The sequence below is a fragment of the Sphingorhabdus sp. genome (assembly GCF_046154385.1).
Classification (GTDB): Bacteria; Pseudomonadota; Alphaproteobacteria; order Sphingomonadales; family Sphingomonadaceae; genus Sphingorhabdus_B.
Genome location: NZ_JBJXFW010000057.1, coordinates 95,663 through 116,620 on the forward strand (window position 1 = coordinate 95,663; position 20,958 = coordinate 116,620).

Here is a 20,958-nt window from a genome sequence, read left to right on the forward strand (position 1 = left end):
GTGCCCAGATGGCGGAATTGGTAGACGCACCAGCTTCAGGTGCTGGCGCTGGTAACGGCGTGGAGGTTCGAGTCCTCTTCTGGGCACCATATTGCGGACGTTGGGCCGCTTGATGCGAATCGCGTAAATTCAGAATATGGCCGGGAAAGCTATGGTGCCGCCTATAGGATTCGAACCTACGACCCCCGCATTACGAATGCGATGCTCTACCAACTGAGCTAAGGCGGCTATGGCTTTTGGCCACGGCGGTTCGCATAAACATCTGTTGCCATGATTTCAAGCGTCCTTTGCCAACACAAAAAACCCCGGTGGCGAACCACCGGGGTAGGTTTTTGCTAGGTACGTCCCGAAGGCGTTATTAACGCAGCAGGTTCAATACGCCCTGCTGGCTTTGGTTGGCCTGTGCCAACATTGCAGTCGAGGCCTGGCTCAGGATCTGTGCCGACGCAAGCTTGGTCGATTCAGCCGAGAAGTCAGCGTCCTGAATACGCGATTTCGATTCCGTCAAATTGGTGGCGGTCGATGTCAGATTGTTGACAGTCGCGTCGAGGCGGTTCTGGACGGCACCGATTTCGGCACGTTGTGTTGCAACGGTGTCGATGGCGGTGTCGAGCAGGTTCAGTGCTGTCCCAGCACCGGTAGCAGTCGACAAGTCAACGGCACCGATACCAAGGCCGGCAGCAGTCATGGCAACCAGGTCGATGTCCACGGTTTCGCCGCTTTCAACGCCAGTTTGGATGCTGATGGTTTTAGCAGCGTCGATCAGGACGGTGCCGTTAAAGTCTGTACGCGAAGTGATGTCGCCGATTTGGGCAACCAGAGCGTCAGCTTCAGCGTCGATGGCGGTACGGTCAGATGCAGCGGCCGTGCCGTTGGCAGACTGAACGGCCAATTCACGCATACGAACGAGGATGTTTGAAATCTCGCCCATTGCGCCTTCAGCGGTCTGCGCCAAAGAAATACCGTCATTGGCGTTACGAACGGCTTGGTTCAAACCGCGGACTTTTGCGTCCATACGTGTCGAAATTGCAAGTCCTGCTGCGTCGTCTTTTGCAGCATTGATGCGCTTGCCGCTCGACAAACGCTCCATTGCTTGTCCAAGATCCATATTCGCCATACGCGAAGCATTTTGAGCGCGAAGTGCGCTAATATTTGTGTTGATTACGGTCATGATAAATCCTTTTGCTGTCTCTCAATTGGGGCAGCCCGATTGGATGAGCAGCCTCGCCAAGCAGTAACGGCGGAACCCGGTACAGCTTTAATCCATCATCGTCGGAATATTGGCAGGGGATATCTTTTTTTCGCATATCATACTGTTAATTATAGATTTATATCAATTTGGCACGGCCATTGCTTATAAACCCGCATAGGCAATTCCGCCTTCGGACCAAAGCATATGTCGACCATTGACCAGAGCCGGTTGCTGCAAATGCGTTCAACAATCCTGAGCCAGAACGGGGCGCTGCAACGTGCCGCCGGGCGTGGGGTAGATACCGGCGAGACCGTCGCCCAAGCCCCTTTTGCCAAAACCATGACCGACGCGCTGCAAATGGTGAATTCGCAGCAGAGCAAAGCAAATGAATTGTCCGCGTCATACGAACGTGGCGAAACGCACGATATCGTCTCGGTAATGGTGGAACGCCAAAAAGCTTCGATCGGCTTTGAAGCAACCATGCAGGTCCGTAACAAATTACTGTCCGCATATCGCGACATCATGAATATGCCGGTGTAATCGATGGCCGATAACCAGATACTTTCTGCCGATGCTGTACCTGCGGGCGGTCAAATGACCCGCTTTGCAACGCCTTCCAATTCGGGTGGCTTTGGCGCGTTGCGCGATATTACGAGCCAGCCCGCAGTCCGCAAGGCGCTTCCCGCGCTTGCCTTGACAGCGGCCGTTGGCATTGCGGCAATTTCCTATTTCGCAATGGCCACGCCTGCACAGGCACCCTTGTTTCAAGGTTTGGCGGAAGGCGATAAAGCCGCGGTCGCCGATGCTTTGCAAGCGTCGGGTATCAGTTACAGCCTTGACCCGGGCACGGGCGCGATTTCGGTTGATGCCGGTAAAATCCATGAAGCCAGGATGCTTCTTGCTGGCCAGGGCCTACCCAAAGCACTGCCGTCGGGCGATGCAGTGATCGCGTCTTTGCCGATGGGGTCGAGCCGCGCCGTCGAAGGTGAAACGCTGCGCGGTGCCCGCGAAGCGGACCTCGCCCGCACCATAGAGGCTATCGATGCGGTAAAGACGGCGCGGGTCCATCTCGCCATGCCTGAACCCAGTGTTTTCGTTCGCGAAGCACGCGAACCGGCGGCGTCCGTAATGTTAACATTGCAGCAGGGTCGCAGCCTTTCCGAAGCACAGGTTCGCGCGATCCGCCACCTCGTCGCCTCTTCGGTTCCGGGACTTGCCGCAGACTCCGTTTCAGTAATCGACCAGAGCGGCGCGCTTATATCGTCACCCACCGGCAGCGCAGATCAGGCAATGTTCCAATTGCAAATGCAGATGGAAGAGCGATATCGCCAAGCGGTCGTTACGCTGCTGACACCAATTGTCGGCGCTGAAAATTTCTCGGTCGAAGTCCACGCCGATGTGGATCCAAGCGAAACGCAATCCACCCGCGAAACCTTTCCAAAAGACGATCGTGCCTTGCGAAGTGAAGAAGGTAATAAAAGCACGCAAAGTGCTTCAACGCCGGGTGCAGTGGGCATTCCTGGCGCATTGTCAAACCAGCCTCCCCCCGCAAGTCAATTAACAAATACACCGCCGGGCCAGACCGCCCAGCCCAATGAAGGTGAAAGCCAAAGCGAAGAGACTTACACGCGTAACTTTGATGTGGGCCGGGAAATTGCAGTCACGCATCAACCGCAGGGAACTTTGCGGAGATTATCGGTCGCCGTCGCCTTGCGTGACGTAAAGGGTCAGAAAAAGCCGAGTGCCGCCGACGTAGCCGCGCTGGAGGCTTTGGTTAAAGGCGCAGTTGGCTTTAGCACCGAACGCGGCGATTTGGTGGCGATATCATCGCGGCCTTTTGCCGAACAAGCCGAAGCCGTCGTCAATTTCTGGGACGAACCATGGTTCTTTCCGCTTGTACAGCAGATTGGCGCCGTTCTGGTCGCCATTCTTGCCTTTATATTTATCGGACGGCCGTTGATGAAAGCCGCCAAGGGCAAAATGGCCGCCGCAAAAGAGCAAGCGGAAGTCGAACAAAAATTGATGGCGGCAACCGGCCAGTCCAAAGTTTCAAATCAAGTGACGATTGAAATGATTGAAGCTGCCCCAAGCTATGAAGCGCGGGCCAATCTGGTTCGTTCCTTTATCCGCCAAGACCCCGAGCGAGCGGCGCTTGTCGTGCGCCAGATGATTCAGGAGCGGGCGAATGGATGAAGATCTGTCGCCCGATGAAACCGCCGCATTTGCAACTGCCGCTCCTGGCATCAGCGGCGAATTATCGGCGGCCATATTGATGATGTTGCTGGAAGACGGCGATGCCACCACAATTTTGCAGCATCTGGCACCCGACGAAGTGAAGGCCCTTGGTAAGGGTATGTTCGAAGCATCCAGCGCCAACGAAAATGATGTTGAAAAGGCATTGGAAAGCTTCGTTGCCAGCAACCGTGATCTTTCGGCTTTAGCAGTGGGTGCGCCTGTTCGTATCCGCGACATGATGCACAAAGCCCTCGGCAATGTGCGGGCGGGCAATATTTTGTCCGAAATCGAACCACAATCCAGCGCCCCTTCGCTCGACATTTTACGGTGGATGGATACGGCATCGATATCCGAACTGGTTGCATCCGAGCACCCTCAGGTGGCCGCAGTTATCCTGTCGGTCTTGACCCCTGAAGTTTCGGCGGTCGCAATTGCTTCGCTTGATGAGGCAACACAGACCGACCTGCTGTTCCGGTCGGCAAATTTACGTTCGATTCCAGCCGAAGCTATCGAAGATCTGGAAGCGATTTTGATGAACTACACCAGCGGCAAAGCGCATGCGCCTGATGTCGCGTTGGGCGGCCGCAACGAGGTAGCCCGGATCGTTAAAAACCTTCCAAGAGCCGCAGCCGAAAAATTGCTTCGCTCGCTCCGGAAAAAAGATCGTCTGCTTGCTGATGCGATCGAAGAAGAGATGTTTGTATTTGACGATCTGGCAGCGCTCGATGCCAAGGCACTTGGCACTATTCTTCGCAACGTGGATTCGGACCAGATTGCCTTGGCCGTAAAAGGCGCGAGCGATCTGCTGGGCGAAAAAATGCTCGGCACGCTTTCGGCGCGCGCCGCACAAACAATTCGGGACGATATTGCCGACATGGGCCAGGTCAAACGCGCCGATGTCGAGACCGCTCAAAAGGCAGTCATTGCCGTCGCGCGGCAAATGGCGGCATCGGGCGAAATCTCGATGGGCGGAAAGAGCGAAGATTATGTCTGACGCCCCGAAAAGAATCTCGTTACTCGCGGCAACGTCGCAAGGGTCCGCATTCCGTGCCGGTTCTTTGCCCACCGCGGTGTCGAATGTGAAGCGGGCTCCCGACGAATATGCCCGGGGCCTTGCCGACGGCCAACAAATGGCAGAAGCAGCATTTGAAGCAGAACGCACCGCGATGCAGAGGCTGCTGGCCAACGCACAGGCTTTTCAGTGCGATGCAGGCCCGGAACTTTCGCTGCTTCTGCGTGAAACCGTTGTCCGGTTGGTTGGTCAGATTACTGATGGCGTGACAATCGATGAAGCCCTTTTGAACAAGCAGATCGCGCGCGCGGTCGACATCATTACCGAGGCGGATGAAGCGCGGCACATCTTGTTACATCCCGACGATGCCGCACTGGTCGGCGACACAATCGGAAAGCTGTCTGTCCGCAGCGACCCCAGCCTGCCCCGTGCAATGGTCCGTATCGAATGTTCGCACGGCTGGATCGAGCATGGTGTTGCACTGGGCATGGATCGGTTACGCGAATTGTTGCATTGCGAAGGGATGGCCGCATGACCGCCCGCATCGCCCAAGCCGCGCGGTCGATTTTCGAATCGCTCCATCTGGAGGCTGCGACGCCCCGTCGGGTCGGATCGCTGACGGCGTGCAAAGGCCAATTCCTTGAAGCCGCAGCCTTTCCATATCCGGTGGGCACAGCGGTGCGTATCGCACAAAATGGCGGCGGCTTTGTAACTGGCGAAGTCGTCGGGTTTCGCGGTAACAAAAGCATTATCCAACCCTTTTCGCAGCGGCTGTCGGTCGCAACCGGTGCGCGGGTTTTTCCATGTGGCCGCCATGACCATATTGCGTGTGGCGATGGACTGCTTGGCCGCATTATCGACGCGCAAGGTGCGCCGCTGGATGGTCGGCCTTTAACCGGCTGCCACGAAAGCTGGCCTATCACCGGCGTGGCGTCTAGCCCGCTTGTGCGTGGCCGCATCACCCGCCCCATTGATTGCGGCGTGCGCGCGATCAATGGCCTGTTGACGATCGGCGAAGGCCAGCGCGTTGCAGTCATTGCCGGTTCGGGTGTCGGTAAATCCGTCCTTATGGGACAGATACTGGAAGGCATCGATGCCGATGTTATCGTCACCGGCCTGATCGGCGAGCGTGCACGTGAAGTCAGCGACTTTATCGAGACGAAACTAACGCCACGCATTGCTTCCAAATCGGTGGTTGTCGCCGTTGCTGCCGACCATTCGCCATTGTTGCGTTTACGGGCCGCAATGCGGGCGACCGCCATCGCTGAATATTTCCGCGCGCAAGGTAAAAAGGTTCTGTTGCTTATCGATAGCCTTACACGTGTCGCCCATGCCCAACGTGAAATCGGCTTGGCCCTGGGTGAGCCGCCAACGATGAAAGGATATACCCCTTCTTCGCTGGCGCTTATTCCGCAATTGGTGGAGCGCGCGGGCATTGACAGCCGCACGGGCGGGTCAATCACCGCTATTTATACCGTCCTTGCCGATGGTGGTGACCTGGAAGACCCCATTGTCGACGCGGCCCGTGCGATTGTTGACGGTCATATCGTCCTGTCACGTACATTGGCCGAAAACGGGACTTTTCCGGCCATTGATGTCGCGCGTTCCTTGTCGCGCATCATGCCTGATATTGTCGATGCCGAACATATGGCGGCAGCGGCCCGTTTTCGTCAGCTTTGGTCAACCCATGAACAGAATCGCGATTTGCTTCTCATGGGTGCCTATACTGCGGGGAATGATGCCGTGCTTGATGATGCCATCGCAATGCATGGCGACATGCTGAATTATGTAAGCCAACCGATGCAGAGCTGTATCCCGTTCAACGCATCGCGTGATGCTCTATTACAAGGGTTCGGCGCATGACCCGCAATGTCGAACGCCGCGCCAGAATTGTCCGTATCCGCACCGCCGAAAGCCGGATCGCCCAGATGGAGCTCGCACAGGCAAAGGGTAGCGCGAACCAGATACGGTCTATCGTTGACCGGATTGTTGCCCTGAACAATGAAAATATTGCAACATCGGGCGCGACCGACGGAATGTCGCTTGCTGCCATTTCAGAAACAAGAGCGCGCCTGGATACCGCACTGAAGGCTACGGCGGCACCACTTGAGCATGCAATCCAACGCGTCAACCGCCAGCAAACATACAGCATCTATTCCGAAATGCGGGAACAAGGCGCTCGTCGCTTGCTTGAAAAAGCCGAGCGTGAAAGCGCCCGTCAAGGCGAACTGAAAGCCGCAAATTCGCGCTGCCACCCCCAACAAGAAACGAACGGCGACGAACAATGAACGTGAACATTATCCAAAGCATCATCGCCCCGCAGAGCAAAGCGATGCCGCACACCAGCGGCACTGAAGCCGCAATGGACTTTGTGGCGTTGATCGAAAACGCACCACAAAATGGCGGCGCCAAATCCCCGGCACCCGACGCGCCCGAACTGCTCCCCACGCCTGCAGCCGCCGACGCTAAAGTTGCCACTTCAGCACCCGTTTTAGTGGCTGCGCCAGTCGCAGTAGCGCCAAAAGCCACATCGGAAACGAAAGCCATGCCGATCCCAAAAGACCCATTCCGCAAATTCGATCTGCGTGCAAATGGTGCTGATCAAAAAATCAACTCCACAACCGTAACGCCGTCCATTGCAAAGGCCGATCCCACATCTTCGCCAACTGCGCCATCGGGCAACGCGCCTGTGACAGAACAGGATTTGGGACAGCGATTCGCCGCTGACATTGGCAAGCGCTCCGCTGAGGCAGAACCGGTAAAGGTCAAGCAAGATGGTGAAGCTGCGACAATACCCGTGAAGCCAGATTTGCAGCTTGCCAAAATGGTACCGGACCAACTTGTCCGACCGCCGCTTGAATTGGCAAACATCATCGATGCCGGACATTTTGAAGATGAACCACAGGATCCCGCCGAAACACCGTCGGGCGAACTCACTACGTCCTTTATCCAGGCAAGCGGAACACCTGCGGCTCAACCAATAGTCCAACCGGTAACTTCCGGAAACGCGCAAGCTCCTGCAACCGATTTCGCGCAATCACAAAGCGACCTGCCAAGGGACATAAAAGCCACATTGCCAAGGGCCGACATTGGCCATGAAAAAATCATATTTGCCACCGCTGAGATACCTGCAAAATCGCAAACCGTTGAACAGCCGGTAACGCCGTTTTCTATGCCGGTGCCAGCACCAATGATTGCGGCCCCCTCAACATTGCCTGCGCCGATTTTTGCGACACCTGATGTCTTCTCCTCCCAACAGCTTGATCTTGCCCGAGACACGCAGTGGATTGAACAGCTGGCGCGTGAAATTGTGTCGGTCGCCGGACAGGATGGCAAGTTGCGCTTTGGGTTGGCGCCCGATGGACTGGGCCAATTGGAGGTGATGGTCGAAACCCAACAGGACGGCGTAAATATCCAGTTTCAGGCAAGCACCGAAAATGCTGCAAAAATTATAGCGTTCGAACAGCCCAAATTGCTGGAAGAATTGCGCCAATCAGGCGTTCGGGTTGCCAATAGCGACTTGATGGCTGGCCACCACATGCAAGGTCAGCGCGACCAATCCCGAAACCAAAACCCCGGATGGCAAACCCAAGCCGGTCAACCCCTTCGCAACACTCACTCTTCCAACCAACACACGTCGCATAGCGGACGTTTTGCTTAAGAAAGAACCTGACACATGAGCAAGATCAAAGAAAAAACTGAAGGCAAAGGCGGCAAAAGCAAAAAGATGCTTTTGATCGGCGTAGGCGCGACCCTTTTGACCGCAGGCGGAGCCGCAGGCGGAATGTATCTGTCGGGCGGCGTTACCGGCAAAGAAGCCAAAGAAGATCCACACCGGCCAAAATTGGTGGAACGCAGCGAAGAACCGGCGGAACCCCCGGCTGAGGGCGAAGAGGGAAAAGTCGTGCACAAGGAAGGCACCGTTTCCGTCAAAAATGACAAGGTCAAAGTCGATCCGAAAAAATTTGAAGTGACCTATGTCGCGTTGGAGCAGAGCTTTACAGCGAACCTTGCCGATGGCGCTGGCTTTGTCCAATTGGGTATCAGCCTTGCCACCTATTATGACGGCAAAGTCGTCGCCAATGTCGAACGTCAGGCAGTACCCATTCGGTCCGCCGTGCTGATGGTGCTCTCGCAACAAGACGCTGCGGTTTTGTCGACGCCACAGGGCAAGCAGATGCTGCAGCGCGATTTGACACACGCCATAAATGACGTCCTTCGCCAGAAAGAAGGCTTTGGCGGCATTGATAATGTGTATTTCACAAACCTGGTGATCCAGTGACGGCAGCATCACCCCAAATGGTGCAACTGACCAGGAATGCGAACGATGCGTCCGAGCTTAACCAGCTCGAGCCGCTGGCGCAGCGCATATCCCAGTCAATCCAGAATTTGCTCGGCAGCTTTACCAAGGGCGCGTTCCAGATAACGACCGGAACAGCAAACGGCGCGCGCTACCCCGAATGGCGGATCGCCCAGAACCCGTTTAGCGCGGTCTTTCGATATACCATGCCCAAGCGTGGCGAGGAATTGCTTGTCCATTTGCCCGGATCGCTCGTTTGCCAGATCGTCGATCTCTATTATGGCGGTAGTGGAACGGTGCAGGCCAGAAGCGAGTTTTCGGCAGCCGAAATACGTTTCCTGTCGGGTTTTGGATCTCAGTTGGCGCCTTTGCTCAAATCCCACATCGACCCCGATGAAGACTCGCCAATTGAATATGTCCGTACCGAAACAGACTTGTTACAAATGACGTGGCCAAAATCGCGCGAGGCGATTATCGTGCAATCCTTTTTTGCAGAAGGCGAAGCCATCAAGCCTTCTGCGGTCAGCCTTATCCTGACAACCGAAACTGTGCGCTTTCTAGATAACCGCCGGAGTGTTGAGGAAAATCAAGAGGCCCCGACCGATGCGGCATGGAGCGAACGTGTCCGCTCCGCCACTATGCGCGTTAAATTCCCATCCCGCATTGTACTTACCCACTGCAACGTGTCGTTCGCCAAGATGCTGACACTGGCCCCCGGTGACATTTTACCACTGCTGTTACCCGCACAGATACCGATGATCGTTTCGGGACGTGTTTTCGCGCGCGGATCGCTTGGCGAAGCCAACGGCCGTGCTGCACTTATGATTGAGAAAATTGAAAAGGAAATGGACCAATGAGTGATATGACAGAATCCCCCGATATGCGTTCCATCGCAGGCGGATCGCCCATGGGCGACAATATGGATTTGCTGGCAGGCATATCGTTACGGATTTCGGTAGAGGTAGGGTCGGCATCGCTTACCCTTTCGGAACTGCTTCGCCTGGGCGAAGGAAGCGTGGTCGAACTTGACCGTCAAGCGAACGACTTTCTCGATATTTTCGCAAACGGGACGTTGATCGCCCGCGGTGAAATTGTCGATGTGGATGGTCGCTATGGCATACGCGTTGTCGATGTGGTTGCCGCCGATCGCCGGCTTGCAGGATTGGAGCGCCGGACATGATCGTCGAATATCTCCTCCGCCTTTTTCTTGTTGTTCCCCTGATCGGTGGTCTTGCATGGGGTTCCCTTTGGTTATGGAAACGGCTTCAACTTGGCTTGCCAGTGAAACCGGAAAGCAACCGCCCCGTCCGGGTTATTGATGCCGTAACCTTGGGTACCAACGGCAAGTTGCTCGTTGTCGAATTTAATGGCGACACGCTTTTGCTCGGTGTCTCACGCAACGGGATTAGCCGATTGGCATCGAACTTGCATAACGAGATGCATGCTTAGATACATAACTTTCATCATCATCGGCTTCGCACTCTTCGCGAACGATCCCGCATACGCCACTTCGACAGGAGCAGGCATCGAAAAAGCGCTGCAAACCGTCTCGGGGGACGGTCGGCCGTTGTCTTTATCGCTGCAAATATTGCTTTTCATGGGACTGTTGACGGTTTTGCCGTCGCTGATCCTGATGATGACGAGTTTCACCCGGATCATCATTGTCCTGTCAATTTTGCGACAGGCGTTGGGATTACAACAGACGCCGCCCAATCAGGTATTGGTCGGCCTTGCGCTTTTCCTCAGTATTTTTGTCATGCAGCCCGTCTTTACGACGATCAATACCCAAGCGCTGGAACCTTATGGCCGCGATGAAGTGACATTTGAACAAGCGCTTTCGACTTCGGCCTCGGCCATGCACGGGTTTATGATCAAACAGACGCGCAAATCGGATCTTGCTCTGTTCAGTGGCATTGCCAAAGCGGGAAAATTCGCAAAGCCGGCCGATGTTCCGTTTTCGATCCTGTTACCCGCTTTTGTCACAAGCGAATTGAAAACGGCGTTCCAGATAGGCTTCATGATATTCCTGCCCTTTTTGATCATCGACTTGATTGTGGCGTCCGCATTGATGTCACTGGGTATGGTGATGCTCTCGCCCACTATCATCTCAATGCCGTTCAAGCTTTTGCTCTTCGTGCTGGTCGATGGATGGGCGCTGACGATGGGGTCACTTGCAAGTTCCTTTGTGAGCTAATGTGATGGATCAGGACTATTTCATCGGTGTCGCGCAACAGGCGCTCTGGATACTGGCTCTCGGTTCGGCTCCGATTCTGATTCCGGCGTTGATCGCGGGCGTCGTGTTGGGAATGGTGCAGGCAGCTACATCTATCAATGAACAGACATTGAGCTTTGTTCCCAAATTGATCGTGGTTTCCATTGCCCTGGCGATATTCGGCTCGAGTATCATGATATTGCTAGCCGATTTCACCAGAGATATTTTTGCCCAGATTCCCTTGCTGGTCCGATGATCCCGGCGGGTCTCGAAAATGTTGAACAACAGCTTCTGATATGGATGCTGGCGATGATACGTCCGGGGGCAGCGTTTCTGGCGGCGCCCATGTTCGGGGCGGGGGCGGTGCCGGTTCAGCTGCGGCTCGTACTAGCACTGGCCGTCGGAATTCCATCTGCTTCAGCGGTGAATATGGCGCTACCTGCCGCCGGAATCGTCTCGATTCCCGGATTTTTAATGATCGTTTCAGAAGTGATTACCGGTCTGGCGCTTGGCTTTGTTATACAGATTGCCTTTGCCGCCGCGCTGGTTGCAGGTGAAGCCATAAGCAATGCGATGGGCTTGGGTTTCGCATCTATGGCGGATCCTGCCAGCGGTCAGGCAAGCCCTGCGGTAGGTCAGTTTTTGTCTATGCTTGCGATGTTTCTGTTTCTGGCGGCTGATGGCCATCTCGCACTTGTTGCGATTATTGCCGAGAGTTATCAGGCCTTGCCCCCCGGTCAATCTTGGATCTCTTATTCTGCGATCGGCGGGATAGCCAAATTTGGCGGACTCGCATTTTCGGCCGGTTTAAGCATCGCCCTGCCCGTCGGGTTTGCACTGATACTCGTCCAGATAATAATGGCGATGATTGCCCGGTCGGCGCCTACACTCAATTTGTTTGCCGTCGGTATGCCTGCCGCGCTGCTTGCTGGGGTTATCCTGCTTGGAATGGCAACCCCGGTCATGGCGGACACCATTAGTTATACGATCCGAATGGCGCTCGATCAGGCCCAATTGCTGGGAGGCGGCGGTGGCTGATACACCAGAAAAGGACCAACAGACCGAGGCGCCCACCCAAAAACGCAAAGACGATGCGGTAAAAGAAGGTGATGTTCTCGCGTCCAAAGAGCTCGCGACGGCTGTTATGATGGCGGCGGGCGCTGCTTGGCTGGTCGGGCTTGGCGGATGGTTTTTCTCGGCCAGTAAAGACCTTTTGAAAAGCGGTCTCTCTCTCGATTTGACCGACCCGGATCGCTTTGAACCTCTCGATGCACTGGCCGGGCCGCTTGGTAACATTGCGATCCCTTTTCTGGGGCTTCTGTTGCTCAGCATCGTAGCCGCACTGGCGGCGCCCGCAATGCTAGGATCGCTCGGAATGCGGGGCAAAGCGCTCGCTTTCAAGGGAAGCCGGATCAACCCGTTAGCTGGATTGAAACGCATTTTCGGGATGCAAGGGATCATCGAACTCTTCAAAGCCACAGCGAAAGTCGCCGCCCTCGGTTATGCAGGCTATTGGGTGATGGCCAGCGACATAGCCAATATGCCGGGCCTTGCTGCAACCCATCCGGCCGCTGCCGTTGAAATGCTGGGCGATAAGCTGGTCCTTACGATTATTGTATTGACCGTGGGACTAGCCCTGATTGCCGGAATCGACGTTCCTGTCCAATGGCTGCGGCGCAACCAAAAGCTGCGCATGTCAAAACAACAGCTGAAAGAAGAAATGCGCCAAAGCGACGGCGCGCCGGAACTCAAACAAGCCCAACGTGCCCGTCAGCAGGAAATGGCGATGTCCTCGGCGCGCAAGGGCATGGCCGAAGCCAGCGTTGTCCTCACAAACCCGACGCATTTTGCAGTCGCTCTACGTTATCGCCCCGGACTTGATATTGCGCCAATCGTTGTCGCCCGCGGTCGCGGCGAAGTTGCACAGGCGATCAAGGCCCTGGCAAAGGAAAATCGGGTGCCGACATTGGAATATCCGCAACTGACCCGCGCAATTTACTTCACGACGCGCACGGGCAAAGTGGTTTCTGAAGACCTGTTTGTCGCCGTAGCTGCCATTTTGGCGTTTGTATTCCGTCTGGAAAGTTCGTTGGCCAATGATCTGGTCCGACCCGTGGTCGAAGTGCCGCCATCGAAACGTTTTGATGCCGATGGACGACCAATGGCCTAAATTTGATTGACGACCAGCCGTATTGGACTGCGAAGGATATCGCTCATGTTGAATAACATCGCAAACAACCTCGGCTTTGGATCCGGCATTGACACAGCAGCATTGGTCAGTGACCTGGCTGCAGCGTCCCGCACACCCAAGGTGCAGCGGTTCGATGCGCTGTCACGCGCCGCGCAGGCCAAAGTCAGTGCCTTGGCACAGGCGCGAAGTGATCTCGACAGTTTCGCCGATTCACTTGCCGAGCTCTCTGCTGGCGGCACGTTGCGTAGCCAGCCGGTCACCTCCGACGACACCGCAATCGCCGTGACAGCGAATGCCGGCACTTTATTGGGCGCTTACGCCGGTGAGATGGTCGTCAGCAGCCTTGCGCGGGCGCAGACGAATTACACAGGTTACATAACGTCCGCGACAGATCCTGTCGGTCAGGGCGGGATGACCTTGACGGTTGGCACAACCACCTTTGCCGTAACCGTGGACGCAACAAATGACAGCCTGAACGGGCTGGCCAATGCCATCAACGCTACAGGAAGCGGCGTCCGCGCCAGTGTCATCAATGATGCAGGCAGCTTTCGTCTGGTCCTAAAGGGCGAAAGCGGCGCAGCCAAGGCATTTACCTTGGCTGCAGATGCCGGTGCCGCCCCGGGCCTTGCGCAATTTGCCACAACTGCGATGACCGAAGGCCAATCGGCAAGTGATGCCAGCTTTACGGTCGATGGCGTGGCTTATAGTCGGGCAACCAACAACTTCAACGATGTCGTTCCCGGGCTAACTATAACCTTGAAAAAGGCAGATCCTCTGGCAACTATTACGATCGGTGCAACACGACCAACCGATGTTTTGAAACAGACATTAAATGATTTCGTGTCGGTGTTTAACACCCTGAAACGAGACACGGCGGCGGCTCGTTTGGCAAATAACGGTAACCCGGCTTTGCGCGCATTCGAACGGCAATTGAGCGCATTTATTTCCCAGCCACTGACGACCGACGCCAACATCCAGTCGCTGTCAGACGTCGGCATTTCGACCAACAGGGACGGAACAATCTCGATAAATAGCGCGAAACTGGAGACGGCCTTGCGCGACTTTCCCGATGCTGTCGAAGCGATTTTCAACCCTACACGCGACGGTGTCCGAACCGAAGTCACTGACCCCGGCATAACATTTGCCCTTGACGCGTTGCGTGACGCCGCAGTTGCGACGACAGGCCCCCTCGAACAGGTTCGCGCCGCGTTGCAGCGGGAAACCGAAAACATCGCCAAAAATCGCGAGAGAATGGAAACGCGCGAAGACGCCTATAGGACACGGCTGGAACGGCAATATGCGGGCATGGACGCCCGTATTGCGGCATTAAGGGCGACACAAAGCTATCTGGAACAGCAGATCACGCTCTGGAATAACAGCGATAGCTAATGATGATGCAACCTCGCACCCACCCGGCCATCGCAAGCCAGCATTACCGTATGCTCGAACTGAAAAGCCGCGTCGAAAGCGCGAGCCCGCATGGATTGGTGGGCTTGTTGTACGAAGAGTTAATCCGGTCACTGGATCTGGCTCTTTTCTCGGCGCGGAAGGGACACGATCTATCGGGCAACAGCCATGTTGCAAAAGCCAGCTCGATCCTTGTTGCCCTTGAAGGAAGCATTGATTTTGATGCAGGCGGCGAACTTGCCGCAACTTTGGCGCGGGTCTACGGCGCATGTCGAAAGGGGCTTAATGAAGCCACCAAAAACAAAGACGAGCAGAAATTATCCGAAGTCCGCGATGCGATAGGCGATATTTTCTACGCTTGGCAGGCATTGCAGCCCGGCTAAAGCACCCAACCAACGGTAATTTGTGCAGCGGCCTGCGGGACATCCAGACGAGCCTCGCTGAAATCGACTTTCGCGCCTGGTGCCAATTCGCGGACACGTGCCTTCATTTTCCAACTATACACCGGGCGTCCGCCTGCATCTTTCAATGTCACAAGCATTTCGGGCACGCGTTGCGCGCGACTGGTCGGATTGACGATGCTACCGCTCGCAATAAAAAACAGTGTGCCGTCCTCGCGCTCGTTCTTTTCCAAATTTTCATTTAGAATAATCTTCAAATCGGGTTCCACGCCCGCCAAGCCCATATCCATCCCGATATTCGGAACGCCATAATACCAGACACCGCCGCCAATAGCGGTAACAACCAGCGCGAAGGCAATCGCCGCCATTGTCCAAAGCTTCGCCGGATTGCGCCGCGGCCGAAACGGCGGTTCATGGGCAAAAAGGCTCGGCTGTACCGAAGATTCAAAATAAGAAGTTTCGGCCGAAGCAAGGTCTTCGGATACGGCCGCAGCAGATTCCGAAGCGACTGGCACATCCCCATCACCTTTGGAGAAGCCGGGAAATGATGACGGTTCGGCAGAGCTAATAATAGATTCGAACGGTTTAGGAGACGGAATTGGGTCAACTAAGGGTTCAGGCGCGTTGGAAGAGGTGGGAGCAATTGCTGGGGTGATCGCCTGCGGCGCAGGCGGGATTGGCGGCATGACGCCATCCTGAAACCAACTATGCTTGCAATTTGCGCAACGAACCTGACGGCCATCCATGCCAATGGCAGTGTCCGGAACGACATATCGGGTGCGACAGGAAGGACAAACAAGCAGCATTGCCGCCCCATAAACATGAGCCGCCCGCTACTTGCAACCCTGCTGTCATAAAATACTGTGGACGATGTTGTTGAATTATCAGGCCGTGAACCCATCAATATCGTCGTCGAAGCGTCAAAATGGCGAAGTTATCGGACCACTGTCGGGTTAATCTTGTCAACGAAGCAATGGACAAAATCGATCAAATCCGTAGGACAGTTTTATGGCTTTGAACCAAATGCATATGACCGATGATCGCTCGTGGACTTTCGGCTGCCTCGCTGACGTGAATGCGATCTGATGCAAAGCGTCGTCGAATTTGATAATGTCGGACTGAGATATGGGACTGGCGCGGAAACGCTGACCGATTTAAGCTTTACTTTATATCCAGGCAGTTTTTACTTTCTAACCGGAGCATCGGGCGCGGGGAAAACTTCGCTGCTGAAATTATTATATCTGGCCCATAGGCCGAGCCGGGGCGCGATACGGATGTTCGGGCACGATGCAATTACATTGCCGCGGGACCGCTTGCCGGGCTTTCGCCGCAGAATCGGAGTAGTTTTTCAGGATTTCCGCCTCGTCCAACATTTGTCGACATTCGACAATATTGCGCTTCCGCTGCGGATCGCCGGCATTCAGGAGAAGGATCTGCAAAACCCCGTTACCGAAATGCTAGACTGGATAGGGCTGACTGAGCGCGCTGATGCGCGTCCAGCTACTTTGTCAGGCGGCGAGCAACAGCGCGTTGCAATCGCGCGCGCCGTTATTGGCCGGCCGGAAATGCTGGTTGCCGACGAACCGACAGGCAATGTCGATCCCGAAATGGCGCGCCGGTTATTACAGCTGTTTGAGGCGCTAAACAGGCTGGGAACGACGGTGATCGTGGCAACACATGACATCCATTTGTTACAAGAAATCGAAGGCGCGCAAATGATGCGGCTCGACAAGGGTCGCCTGTCTGATCCGACCGGCTCTCTGCGACACCCCCCGCGTCCGCTGGTTTTGAAAAACTAGGCAACGTCATGCTGCTTGATTTCGCCCTGCCCGCACATGACCGCAAACTGATACCGGAAGGCCGCCTTTCGGGGCAAACGCCCTGGGTTATTGCAATCATGCTTTTCCTCACTTTGCTCGTCGCGGCAATCGGACTTAGTTTGTTCGATGCAGTTCAAAAAGGCGGCGAAGACCTTGCACAGCAGGCCACCTTGCAAATCATTGAACCCGACCCGGTGGTTCGCGCCACACAGAAGGTAGAAGTCAGCAGGATGTTACGGGAAGTTGCGGGCATTGCAGAGGTTAATCCGGTTCCGGATGGCGAAGTCCGCAACCTTTTGAAGCCGTGGCTTGGAAATGATGTGATAGACACCGATATCCCTGTACCGGCTTTAATTGATATCCGTTTCAAGACAGCGCCTGACGCGTCGACCCTGAAAACATTGAAGCAGCGGGTACAAACAAAAGCGCCAAAGATCCGGCTGGATTCACATAGCAGCTGGATGGCGCCATTCTTCCAGTTGATGGCATCGCTGATCTATTTGGCAATCGCCATTTTCCTATTGTTGCTAATTGCAACGTCGGCTGTCGTCATACTGACCGTTCGCAGCACGCTCAATACGCATCGCGCGACAATCGAGATCATGCACATGATGGGCGGAACAGACTTGCAAGCGGCCCGCCTGTTTCAACGCCGTGTTGCTCTTGATGCGTTGCTCGGCGGCGTGGTCGGATTTGGCGCAGCGGCGGCGGTTGTTCTAACTCTTGGCGGACGGATTGCAGCCGTGGAACCAGGTTTGCTTGCAGGAGCATCTTTGCCCGTCTATGGATGGGCAGCCTTGGCGATTATTCCCCTTGTCGTCACCGGTCTCGCTATGCTTATGGCCCGGTGGACAGTGGTGTCTGCACTCAAGAAGATGTTATGATTAGACGGTTGTTATCCTTTGTGTTGCTCGCATGGGTATTGGGCTTTGCCTGGTTTGCAATGTTGCTTCCGCAGCCGGCGGTTATTTCAAAAACGGATGCTATCGTGGTCCTGACCGGCGGGCCGAACAGGATCGACAGGGGTATTGAAATCCTGAAAGCGGGGAAATCGGACAAGATGCTGATTTCAGGGGTTGATCGCGATGTGAAGCCGCGTGAACTCGCGGCGCAATATGCCGGATCATCGCGCTATTTCACATGCTGTATTGATTTGGGATTCCAATCTGTCGACACCCGCTCCAACGCCCTGGAAACAGCCCGATGGGCAAAGCGGAACAAGGTCAAATCATTACGACTCGTGACACATGACTGGCATATGCGCCGTGCAAGATTTGAACTGGACCGGGCTTTGGCGGACGACATTATCGTGACAAATGATGCCGTGGCATCACAACCGTCGCTGAACGCACTGTTCAAGGAATATAACAAATATTGGTTGCGTGCGGTCGCTTCTCTTTTGGGCATTTAAAGTGATTTGCGCAGTCCGGACAGCTTTGTTCACCGTCATCTTCTTTGGCGGCTCCATCTTTCATGCCGTGATTGCGTTCATTGGCAGTTTTACGTCGCCCGCGTTAATGCACTGGGCCGTTGGCGGTTGGGCAAGATACCAGTATTTCTGTGCCAAATGGATATTGGGCATCGATGTAAGGATCATTGGTAATATGACGGACAGGCCTGTCCTATACGCCATAAAGCATGAAAGCATGTACGAAACCATCGATATGCCGCGCGTCTTTCGTCGACCGTCTGTCGTGGCCAAACGGCAATTATTCGATATTCCTTTCTGGGGTAAGGCGGCCCTTGCCTATGGCATGATCCCCGTTGATCGCGATGGCGGTGCGTCGGCGTTGCGCGATATGCTTGCGCGGTCGAAAGCATTATTGGCCGACGGTCGGCCCATCATTATTTTTCCGGAAGGAACGCGAGTATTGCACGGCGAATGTCCAGCATTGCAATCGGGTTTTGCCGGACTGTACAAAATGATGAACGTCCCCGTGGTCCCTGTAGCTGTGGATAGCGGCAGGCTCATGCCACGAAATCACTGGCTACGACGCCCCGGCATCATAACTTACAAGGTTGGTGCAGAAATACCGGCAGGTCTGCCCCGCAATGAGGTCGAGGCCCGGGTTCATGCCGCAATGAACGCCCTCAACAACTGATTTGAGAATTAGCTGCGTCGATTCAGTGCTTGCGTCCGAAATCAGGCGCATCATCATCCTGCCCCTGCTCGACAATTGAACGCCGGATGTCGCGGGTACGCGTAAACAGCGCCTCCAGCTCGTCGCCCTTGTCATACCGGATGGCCCGTTGCAGTGCGGACAGGTCTTCGGAAAATCTTTGAAGCATTTCCAGAACCGCGTCCTTGTTTGACAGAAACACGTCGCGCCACATGACAGGGTCGCTTGCGGCGATGCGGGTAAAGTCGCGGAAACCACCGGCGGAATATTTAATGACTTCGCTTTGCGTCACACCCTGAAGATCGTCCGCCGTGCCGACAATAGTATAAGCAATCAAGTGCGGAAGGTGGCTTGTGATGGCAAGAACCATATCATGATGCCGCGCATCCATGGTCTCGATTTCTGCGCCAAGCCTATGCCAAAATGTCCGCAGCGCCTCCACAGAGGCTTCAGGGGCACCGTCGGGTGGCGTCAAAATGCACCAGCGTCCTTTGAAAAGGGTAGCAAAACCTGCGTCCGGCCCGCTTTTTTCGGTCCCGGCAACCGGATGCGCCGGAATGATTGTTGCGCCCGGCAAAACGGCCCCTAACGCTTCGGCAACGCTCTGCTTGCATGAACCGACATCACTGACGACTGCTCCGGTCGGGAGATCGGCGGCGAATTCTTCGGCTACAGCGCCCATGGCACCTACAGGAACGCATAAAATGACCAGATCGGCGTCGATAACTGCGGTGCCTGCTGTATCCGTCACATCATCGCAAATGCCCAACGCAACGGCCCGGGCACGCACATTTACGTCGGCATCATAACCTGTAATCCGCACATCTGGCATATTCGCACGTACCGCCCTTGCGACGGACGAACCGATAAGGCCAAGACCAATGATCGTCAGACGGGCAAAAGGTAGCATCAGCTATGCGATTCCAAAATCGCCCGCAATGCATCGACCACGCCGCGATTTTCAGCCTCGGTGCCAATGGTAATCCGCAAGCCATTGCCCAGTCCCTGCCCCGGCAACCAACGGACAATATAGCCGGCATCCATCAGCCCTTTATACACCGTTTCCGCGCTGACACTTCCTTCGAACATCACCATCAGGAAGTTAGCCCAGGACGGCACCGCTTTCAGGCCGTGGTTCGATAAAGCGGCAATTTCGCCCGCCATCCATTCGCGTCCTTTGAGGTTATAGTCGCGGCTTTTGGCAACAAATTCAGTGTCTGCGAGCGCGGCAATCGCTGCTGCTTGCCCGGCTGCGGTTACATTGAACGGAGCACGGATGCGATTCATCGTTTCGATCACATGCGGTTGACCATATGCCCACCCAATCCGCTCGGCCGCCAGCCCGTAAATTTTCGAAAAAGTACGGGTAATCAGGACATTGCCATGCTGACGCGCGAGATCGAACGATGCCGGACCGTCACTGTCCAGATATTCCCCATATGCCTGATCAAGCACCAACAAACAGTGCGCCGGCAATCCGGCGTGCAGGCGGGCGATGTCGTCATCGCTCGCATATGTTCCTGTCGGATTGTTGGGATTGGCAACAAATACCACCCGGGTTTTATCATTCACCAACGCCAAAAGGGCGTCCACGTCCGTCCCATAATCCTTGTCCGGGGCGACAATGACGGTCGCGGCGCATTTGCGCGCGGCAATATCATAAACAGAAAAGCCGTAACGGACATAGATTATCTCATCGCCTGCCCCTGCATATCCCATCGCCGCCAGATTCAGCAATTCATCAGAGCCGGTCCCGCAGACAATCTGGTCGCTTTCCAGGCCATAATGTTTTCCAAGGGCCTCGCGCAATGCCGTGCTGGCAGGGTCGGGGTAACGGGCCAGACTTGTGCGTGCATCAACTAACGCCGCGATGGCATCAGGACTGCATCCCAACGGATTTTCATTGGCAGACAATTTAATGAGCGGACGGCCATCTTCTGACTTGGCTTTACCAGGGGTGTAGGCGTGAATTGCATTGATCCACGGTTTGGCTTCGGGTTGGTTCATGCGCGACGCCATAGACTGGAGACGAAATGCAATCAACCAGCGGGAGCCAAAAGGAGCGGAT

General features: G+C 55.2%; 25 protein-coding genes, 2 tRNA genes and 1 pseudogene. 22 read left to right on the forward strand and 6 right to left on the reverse strand.

All coding sequences use genetic code 11. The features are described from left to right. Positions 1 to 2 precede the first annotated feature (2 nt). A tRNA-Leu gene (locus ACKVOS_RS12765) sits at positions 3 to 89 on the forward strand. A 63-nt stretch (positions 90 to 152) separates the two neighbouring features. Here ACKVOS_RS12765 and ACKVOS_RS12770 read toward each other — a convergent pair. Together ACKVOS_RS12770 and ACKVOS_RS12775 are read right to left on the reverse strand one after the other, a co-directional pair. After that, positions 153 to 228 (reverse strand) — tRNA-Thr (locus ACKVOS_RS12770). A 130-nt stretch (positions 229 to 358) separates the two neighbouring features. Beyond that, the gene (locus ACKVOS_RS12775; RefSeq protein WP_409212369.1) at positions 359 to 1,171 is read right to left on the reverse strand and encodes a flagellin; all 813 of its coding nucleotides are present in this window, start codon (positions 1,169 to 1,171) and stop codon (positions 359 to 361) included. Positions 1,172 to 1,396: 225 nt separating this feature from the next. On the opposite strand from ACKVOS_RS12775, the gene fliE reads away from it, so the two are divergent. The 17 genes from fliE to fliS are packed head-to-tail and all read left to right on the forward strand — an operon-like array spanning position 1,397 to position 14,932. Then, positions 1,397 to 1,732 carry a flagellar hook-basal body complex protein FliE gene (fliE, locus tag ACKVOS_RS12780; protein ID WP_409212370.1) on the forward strand — a complete coding sequence of 112 codons (336 nt, stop codon included), beginning with the start codon at positions 1,397 to 1,399 and terminating at the stop codon, positions 1,730 to 1,732. Between the two features lie 3 nt (positions 1,733 to 1,735). Then, the gene (fliF, locus tag ACKVOS_RS12785; RefSeq protein ID WP_409212371.1) at positions 1,736 to 3,385 is read left to right on the forward strand and encodes a flagellar basal-body MS-ring/collar protein FliF; all 1,650 of its coding nucleotides are present in this window, start codon (positions 1,736 to 1,738) and stop codon (positions 3,383 to 3,385) included. Beyond that, positions 3,378 to 4,421 carry a flagellar motor switch protein FliG gene (locus ACKVOS_RS12790; RefSeq protein WP_409212372.1) on the forward strand — a complete coding sequence of 348 codons (1,044 nt, stop codon included), beginning with the start codon at positions 3,378 to 3,380 and terminating at the stop codon, positions 4,419 to 4,421. Before fliF ends, ACKVOS_RS12790 begins: the two co-directional genes overlap by 8 nt. Continuing rightward, positions 4,414 to 4,974, forward strand: a complete 561-nt coding sequence (locus tag ACKVOS_RS12795) for a FliH/SctL family protein (protein WP_409212373.1) — start codon at positions 4,414 to 4,416, stop codon at positions 4,972 to 4,974. Before ACKVOS_RS12790 ends, ACKVOS_RS12795 begins: the two co-directional genes overlap by 8 nt. Further along, complete coding sequence (locus tag ACKVOS_RS12800) at positions 4,971 to 6,302, forward strand: FliI/YscN family ATPase (RefSeq protein ID WP_409212374.1); 1,332 nt, start codon at positions 4,971 to 4,973, stop codon at positions 6,300 to 6,302. Before ACKVOS_RS12795 ends, ACKVOS_RS12800 begins: the two co-directional genes overlap by 4 nt. After that, on the forward strand, positions 6,299 to 6,727 hold the full coding sequence (locus tag ACKVOS_RS12805; protein WP_409212375.1) for a hypothetical protein: 429 nt from the start codon (positions 6,299 to 6,301) through the stop codon (positions 6,725 to 6,727). The genes ACKVOS_RS12800 and ACKVOS_RS12805 overlap by 4 nt, the downstream gene beginning before the upstream one ends. Continuing rightward, positions 6,724 to 8,100 carry a flagellar hook-length control protein FliK gene (locus ACKVOS_RS12810; RefSeq protein ID WP_409212376.1) on the forward strand — a complete coding sequence of 459 codons (1,377 nt, stop codon included), beginning with the start codon at positions 6,724 to 6,726 and terminating at the stop codon, positions 8,098 to 8,100. The genes ACKVOS_RS12805 and ACKVOS_RS12810 overlap by 4 nt, the downstream gene beginning before the upstream one ends. Before the next feature lie 15 nt (positions 8,101 to 8,115). Next, on the forward strand, positions 8,116 to 8,721 hold the full coding sequence (gene fliL / locus ACKVOS_RS12815; RefSeq protein ID WP_409212377.1) for a flagellar basal body-associated protein FliL: 606 nt from the start codon (positions 8,116 to 8,118) through the stop codon (positions 8,719 to 8,721). Further along, positions 8,718 to 9,596, forward strand: a complete 879-nt coding sequence (locus ACKVOS_RS12820; protein WP_409212378.1) for a FliM/FliN family flagellar motor switch protein — start codon at positions 8,718 to 8,720, stop codon at positions 9,594 to 9,596. The genes fliL and ACKVOS_RS12820 overlap by 4 nt, the downstream gene beginning before the upstream one ends. Continuing rightward, on the forward strand, positions 9,593 to 9,919 hold the full coding sequence (fliN, locus tag ACKVOS_RS12825) for a flagellar motor switch protein FliN (protein WP_409212379.1): 327 nt from the start codon (positions 9,593 to 9,595) through the stop codon (positions 9,917 to 9,919). The genes ACKVOS_RS12820 and fliN overlap by 4 nt, the downstream gene beginning before the upstream one ends. Then, positions 9,916 to 10,188: a FliO/MopB family protein gene (locus ACKVOS_RS12830; RefSeq protein WP_409212380.1), complete on the forward strand. Its 273-nt coding sequence runs from the start codon at positions 9,916 to 9,918 to the stop codon at positions 10,186 to 10,188. The genes fliN and ACKVOS_RS12830 overlap by 4 nt, the downstream gene beginning before the upstream one ends. Next, positions 10,181 to 10,933, forward strand: coding sequence for a flagellar type III secretion system pore protein FliP (gene fliP / locus ACKVOS_RS12835; protein WP_409212381.1), 753 nt, complete (start codon positions 10,181 to 10,183; stop codon positions 10,931 to 10,933). Before ACKVOS_RS12830 ends, fliP begins: the two co-directional genes overlap by 8 nt. Positions 10,934 to 10,937: 4 nt before the next feature. Next, positions 10,938 to 11,207 (forward strand): flagellar biosynthesis protein FliQ, encoded by a 270-nt coding sequence (gene fliQ / locus ACKVOS_RS12840; protein WP_409212382.1) that lies wholly within the window; start codon positions 10,938 to 10,940, stop codon positions 11,205 to 11,207. Continuing rightward, positions 11,204 to 11,989, forward strand: coding sequence for a flagellar biosynthetic protein FliR (gene fliR, locus ACKVOS_RS12845; protein ID WP_409212383.1), 786 nt, complete (start codon positions 11,204 to 11,206; stop codon positions 11,987 to 11,989). Before fliQ ends, fliR begins: the two co-directional genes overlap by 4 nt. Further along, a complete protein-coding gene (locus ACKVOS_RS12850; RefSeq protein WP_409212384.1) occupies positions 11,982 to 13,121 on the forward strand; it encodes a flagellar biosynthesis protein FlhB in 1,140 nt (379 codons plus the stop codon). Before fliR ends, ACKVOS_RS12850 begins: the two co-directional genes overlap by 8 nt. 45 nt (positions 13,122 to 13,166) lie before the next feature. After that, entirely contained in the window at positions 13,167 to 14,531 is a 1,365-nt protein-coding gene (gene fliD, locus ACKVOS_RS12855) for a flagellar filament capping protein FliD (RefSeq protein WP_409212385.1), read from the forward strand. Beyond that, complete coding sequence (fliS, locus tag ACKVOS_RS12860) at positions 14,531 to 14,932, forward strand: flagellar export chaperone FliS (protein WP_409212386.1); 402 nt, start codon at positions 14,531 to 14,533, stop codon at positions 14,930 to 14,932. Before fliD ends, fliS begins: the two co-directional genes overlap by 1 nt. On the opposite strand, the gene ACKVOS_RS12865 is transcribed toward fliS, so the two are convergent. Continuing rightward, positions 14,929 to 15,465 carry a hypothetical protein gene (locus ACKVOS_RS12865; RefSeq protein WP_409212404.1) on the reverse strand — a complete coding sequence of 179 codons (537 nt, stop codon included), beginning with the start codon at positions 15,463 to 15,465 and terminating at the stop codon, positions 14,929 to 14,931. The two genes, fliS and ACKVOS_RS12865, sit on opposite strands and share 4 nt — an antisense overlap. A 195-nt stretch (positions 15,466 to 15,660) precedes the next feature. Continuing rightward, positions 15,661 to 15,756: pseudogene (locus tag ACKVOS_RS12870) on the reverse strand (MJ0042-type zinc finger domain-containing protein); the annotation flags it as partial. Between the two features lie 279 nt (positions 15,757 to 16,035). Here ACKVOS_RS12870 and ftsE point away from each other — a divergent pair. Genes ftsE through ACKVOS_RS12890 form a run of 4 tightly spaced genes read left to right on the forward strand, consistent with a single transcriptional unit; the run spans position 16,036 to position 18,872 of the window. Then, positions 16,036 to 16,749, forward strand: coding sequence for a cell division ATP-binding protein FtsE (gene ftsE, locus ACKVOS_RS12875; RefSeq protein ID WP_409212387.1), 714 nt, complete (start codon positions 16,036 to 16,038; stop codon positions 16,747 to 16,749). Between the two features lie 8 nt (positions 16,750 to 16,757). Further along, entirely contained in the window at positions 16,758 to 17,654 is an 897-nt protein-coding gene (locus tag ACKVOS_RS12880; RefSeq protein WP_409212388.1) for a cell division protein FtsX, read from the forward strand. Further along, positions 17,651 to 18,181 (forward strand): YdcF family protein, encoded by a 531-nt coding sequence (locus ACKVOS_RS12885; protein WP_409212389.1) that lies wholly within the window; start codon positions 17,651 to 17,653, stop codon positions 18,179 to 18,181. The genes ACKVOS_RS12880 and ACKVOS_RS12885 overlap by 4 nt, the downstream gene beginning before the upstream one ends. 1 nt (position 18,182) lies before the next feature. Continuing rightward, positions 18,183 to 18,872, forward strand: a complete 690-nt coding sequence (locus ACKVOS_RS12890) for a lysophospholipid acyltransferase family protein (RefSeq protein WP_409212390.1) — start codon at positions 18,183 to 18,185, stop codon at positions 18,870 to 18,872. 22 nt (positions 18,873 to 18,894) lie between these two features. On the opposite strand, the gene ACKVOS_RS12895 is transcribed toward ACKVOS_RS12890, so the two are convergent. After that, positions 18,895 to 19,800 carry a prephenate/arogenate dehydrogenase family protein gene (locus tag ACKVOS_RS12895; RefSeq protein WP_409212391.1) on the reverse strand — a complete coding sequence of 302 codons (906 nt, stop codon included), beginning with the start codon at positions 19,798 to 19,800 and terminating at the stop codon, positions 18,895 to 18,897. After that, positions 19,800 to 20,909, reverse strand: coding sequence for a histidinol-phosphate transaminase (hisC, locus tag ACKVOS_RS12900; protein ID WP_409212392.1), 1,110 nt, complete (start codon positions 20,907 to 20,909; stop codon positions 19,800 to 19,802). Before hisC ends, ACKVOS_RS12895 begins: the two co-directional genes overlap by 1 nt. Between the last annotated feature and the right edge of the window lie 49 nt (positions 20,910 to 20,958).

Excerpts from the sequence above, each read along its gene's own strand:
- ACKVOS_RS12880 (WP_409212388.1), top strand. The coding sequence starts at position 16,758 with ATGCTGCTTGATTTCGCCCTGCCCGCACATGACCGCAAACTGATACCG.
- fliP (WP_409212381.1), top strand. The coding sequence starts at position 10,181 with ATGCTTAGATACATAACTTTCATCATCATCGGCTTCGCACTCTTCGCG.
- ACKVOS_RS12830 (WP_409212380.1), top strand. The coding sequence starts at position 9,916 with ATGATCGTCGAATATCTCCTCCGCCTTTTTCTTGTTGTTCCCCTGATC.
- fliF (WP_409212371.1), top strand. The coding sequence starts at position 1,736 with ATGGCCGATAACCAGATACTTTCTGCCGATGCTGTACCTGCGGGCGGT.
- fliE (WP_409212370.1), top strand. The coding sequence starts at position 1,397 with ATGTCGACCATTGACCAGAGCCGGTTGCTGCAAATGCGTTCAACAATC.
- hisC (WP_409212392.1), bottom strand. The coding sequence starts at position 20,909 with ATGGCGTCGCGCATGAACCAACCCGAAGCCAAACCGTGGATCAATGCA.
- fliS (WP_409212386.1), top strand. The coding sequence starts at position 14,531 with ATGATGATGCAACCTCGCACCCACCCGGCCATCGCAAGCCAGCATTAC.
- fliQ (WP_409212382.1), top strand. The coding sequence starts at position 10,938 with ATGGATCAGGACTATTTCATCGGTGTCGCGCAACAGGCGCTCTGGATA.
- fliL (WP_409212377.1), top strand. The coding sequence starts at position 8,116 with ATGAGCAAGATCAAAGAAAAAACTGAAGGCAAAGGCGGCAAAAGCAAA.
- fliN (WP_409212379.1), top strand. The coding sequence starts at position 9,593 with ATGAGTGATATGACAGAATCCCCCGATATGCGTTCCATCGCAGGCGGA.
- ftsE (WP_409212387.1), top strand. The coding sequence starts at position 16,036 with ATGCAAAGCGTCGTCGAATTTGATAATGTCGGACTGAGATATGGGACT.
- ACKVOS_RS12790 (WP_409212372.1), top strand. The coding sequence starts at position 3,378 with ATGGATGAAGATCTGTCGCCCGATGAAACCGCCGCATTTGCAACTGCC.
- ACKVOS_RS12805 (WP_409212375.1), top strand. The coding sequence starts at position 6,299 with ATGACCCGCAATGTCGAACGCCGCGCCAGAATTGTCCGTATCCGCACC.
- fliR (WP_409212383.1), top strand. The coding sequence starts at position 11,204 with ATGATCCCGGCGGGTCTCGAAAATGTTGAACAACAGCTTCTGATATGG.
- ACKVOS_RS12800 (WP_409212374.1), top strand. The coding sequence starts at position 4,971 with ATGACCGCCCGCATCGCCCAAGCCGCGCGGTCGATTTTCGAATCGCTC.
- fliD (WP_409212385.1), top strand. The coding sequence starts at position 13,167 with ATGTTGAATAACATCGCAAACAACCTCGGCTTTGGATCCGGCATTGAC.
- ACKVOS_RS12775 (WP_409212369.1), bottom strand. The coding sequence starts at position 1,171 with ATGACCGTAATCAACACAAATATTAGCGCACTTCGCGCTCAAAATGCT.
- ACKVOS_RS12885 (WP_409212389.1), top strand. The coding sequence starts at position 17,651 with ATGATTAGACGGTTGTTATCCTTTGTGTTGCTCGCATGGGTATTGGGC.
- ACKVOS_RS12810 (WP_409212376.1), top strand. The coding sequence starts at position 6,724 with ATGAACGTGAACATTATCCAAAGCATCATCGCCCCGCAGAGCAAAGCG.
- ACKVOS_RS12895 (WP_409212391.1), bottom strand. The coding sequence starts at position 19,800 with ATGCTACCTTTTGCCCGTCTGACGATCATTGGTCTTGGCCTTATCGGT.
- ACKVOS_RS12795 (WP_409212373.1), top strand. The coding sequence starts at position 4,414 with ATGTCTGACGCCCCGAAAAGAATCTCGTTACTCGCGGCAACGTCGCAA.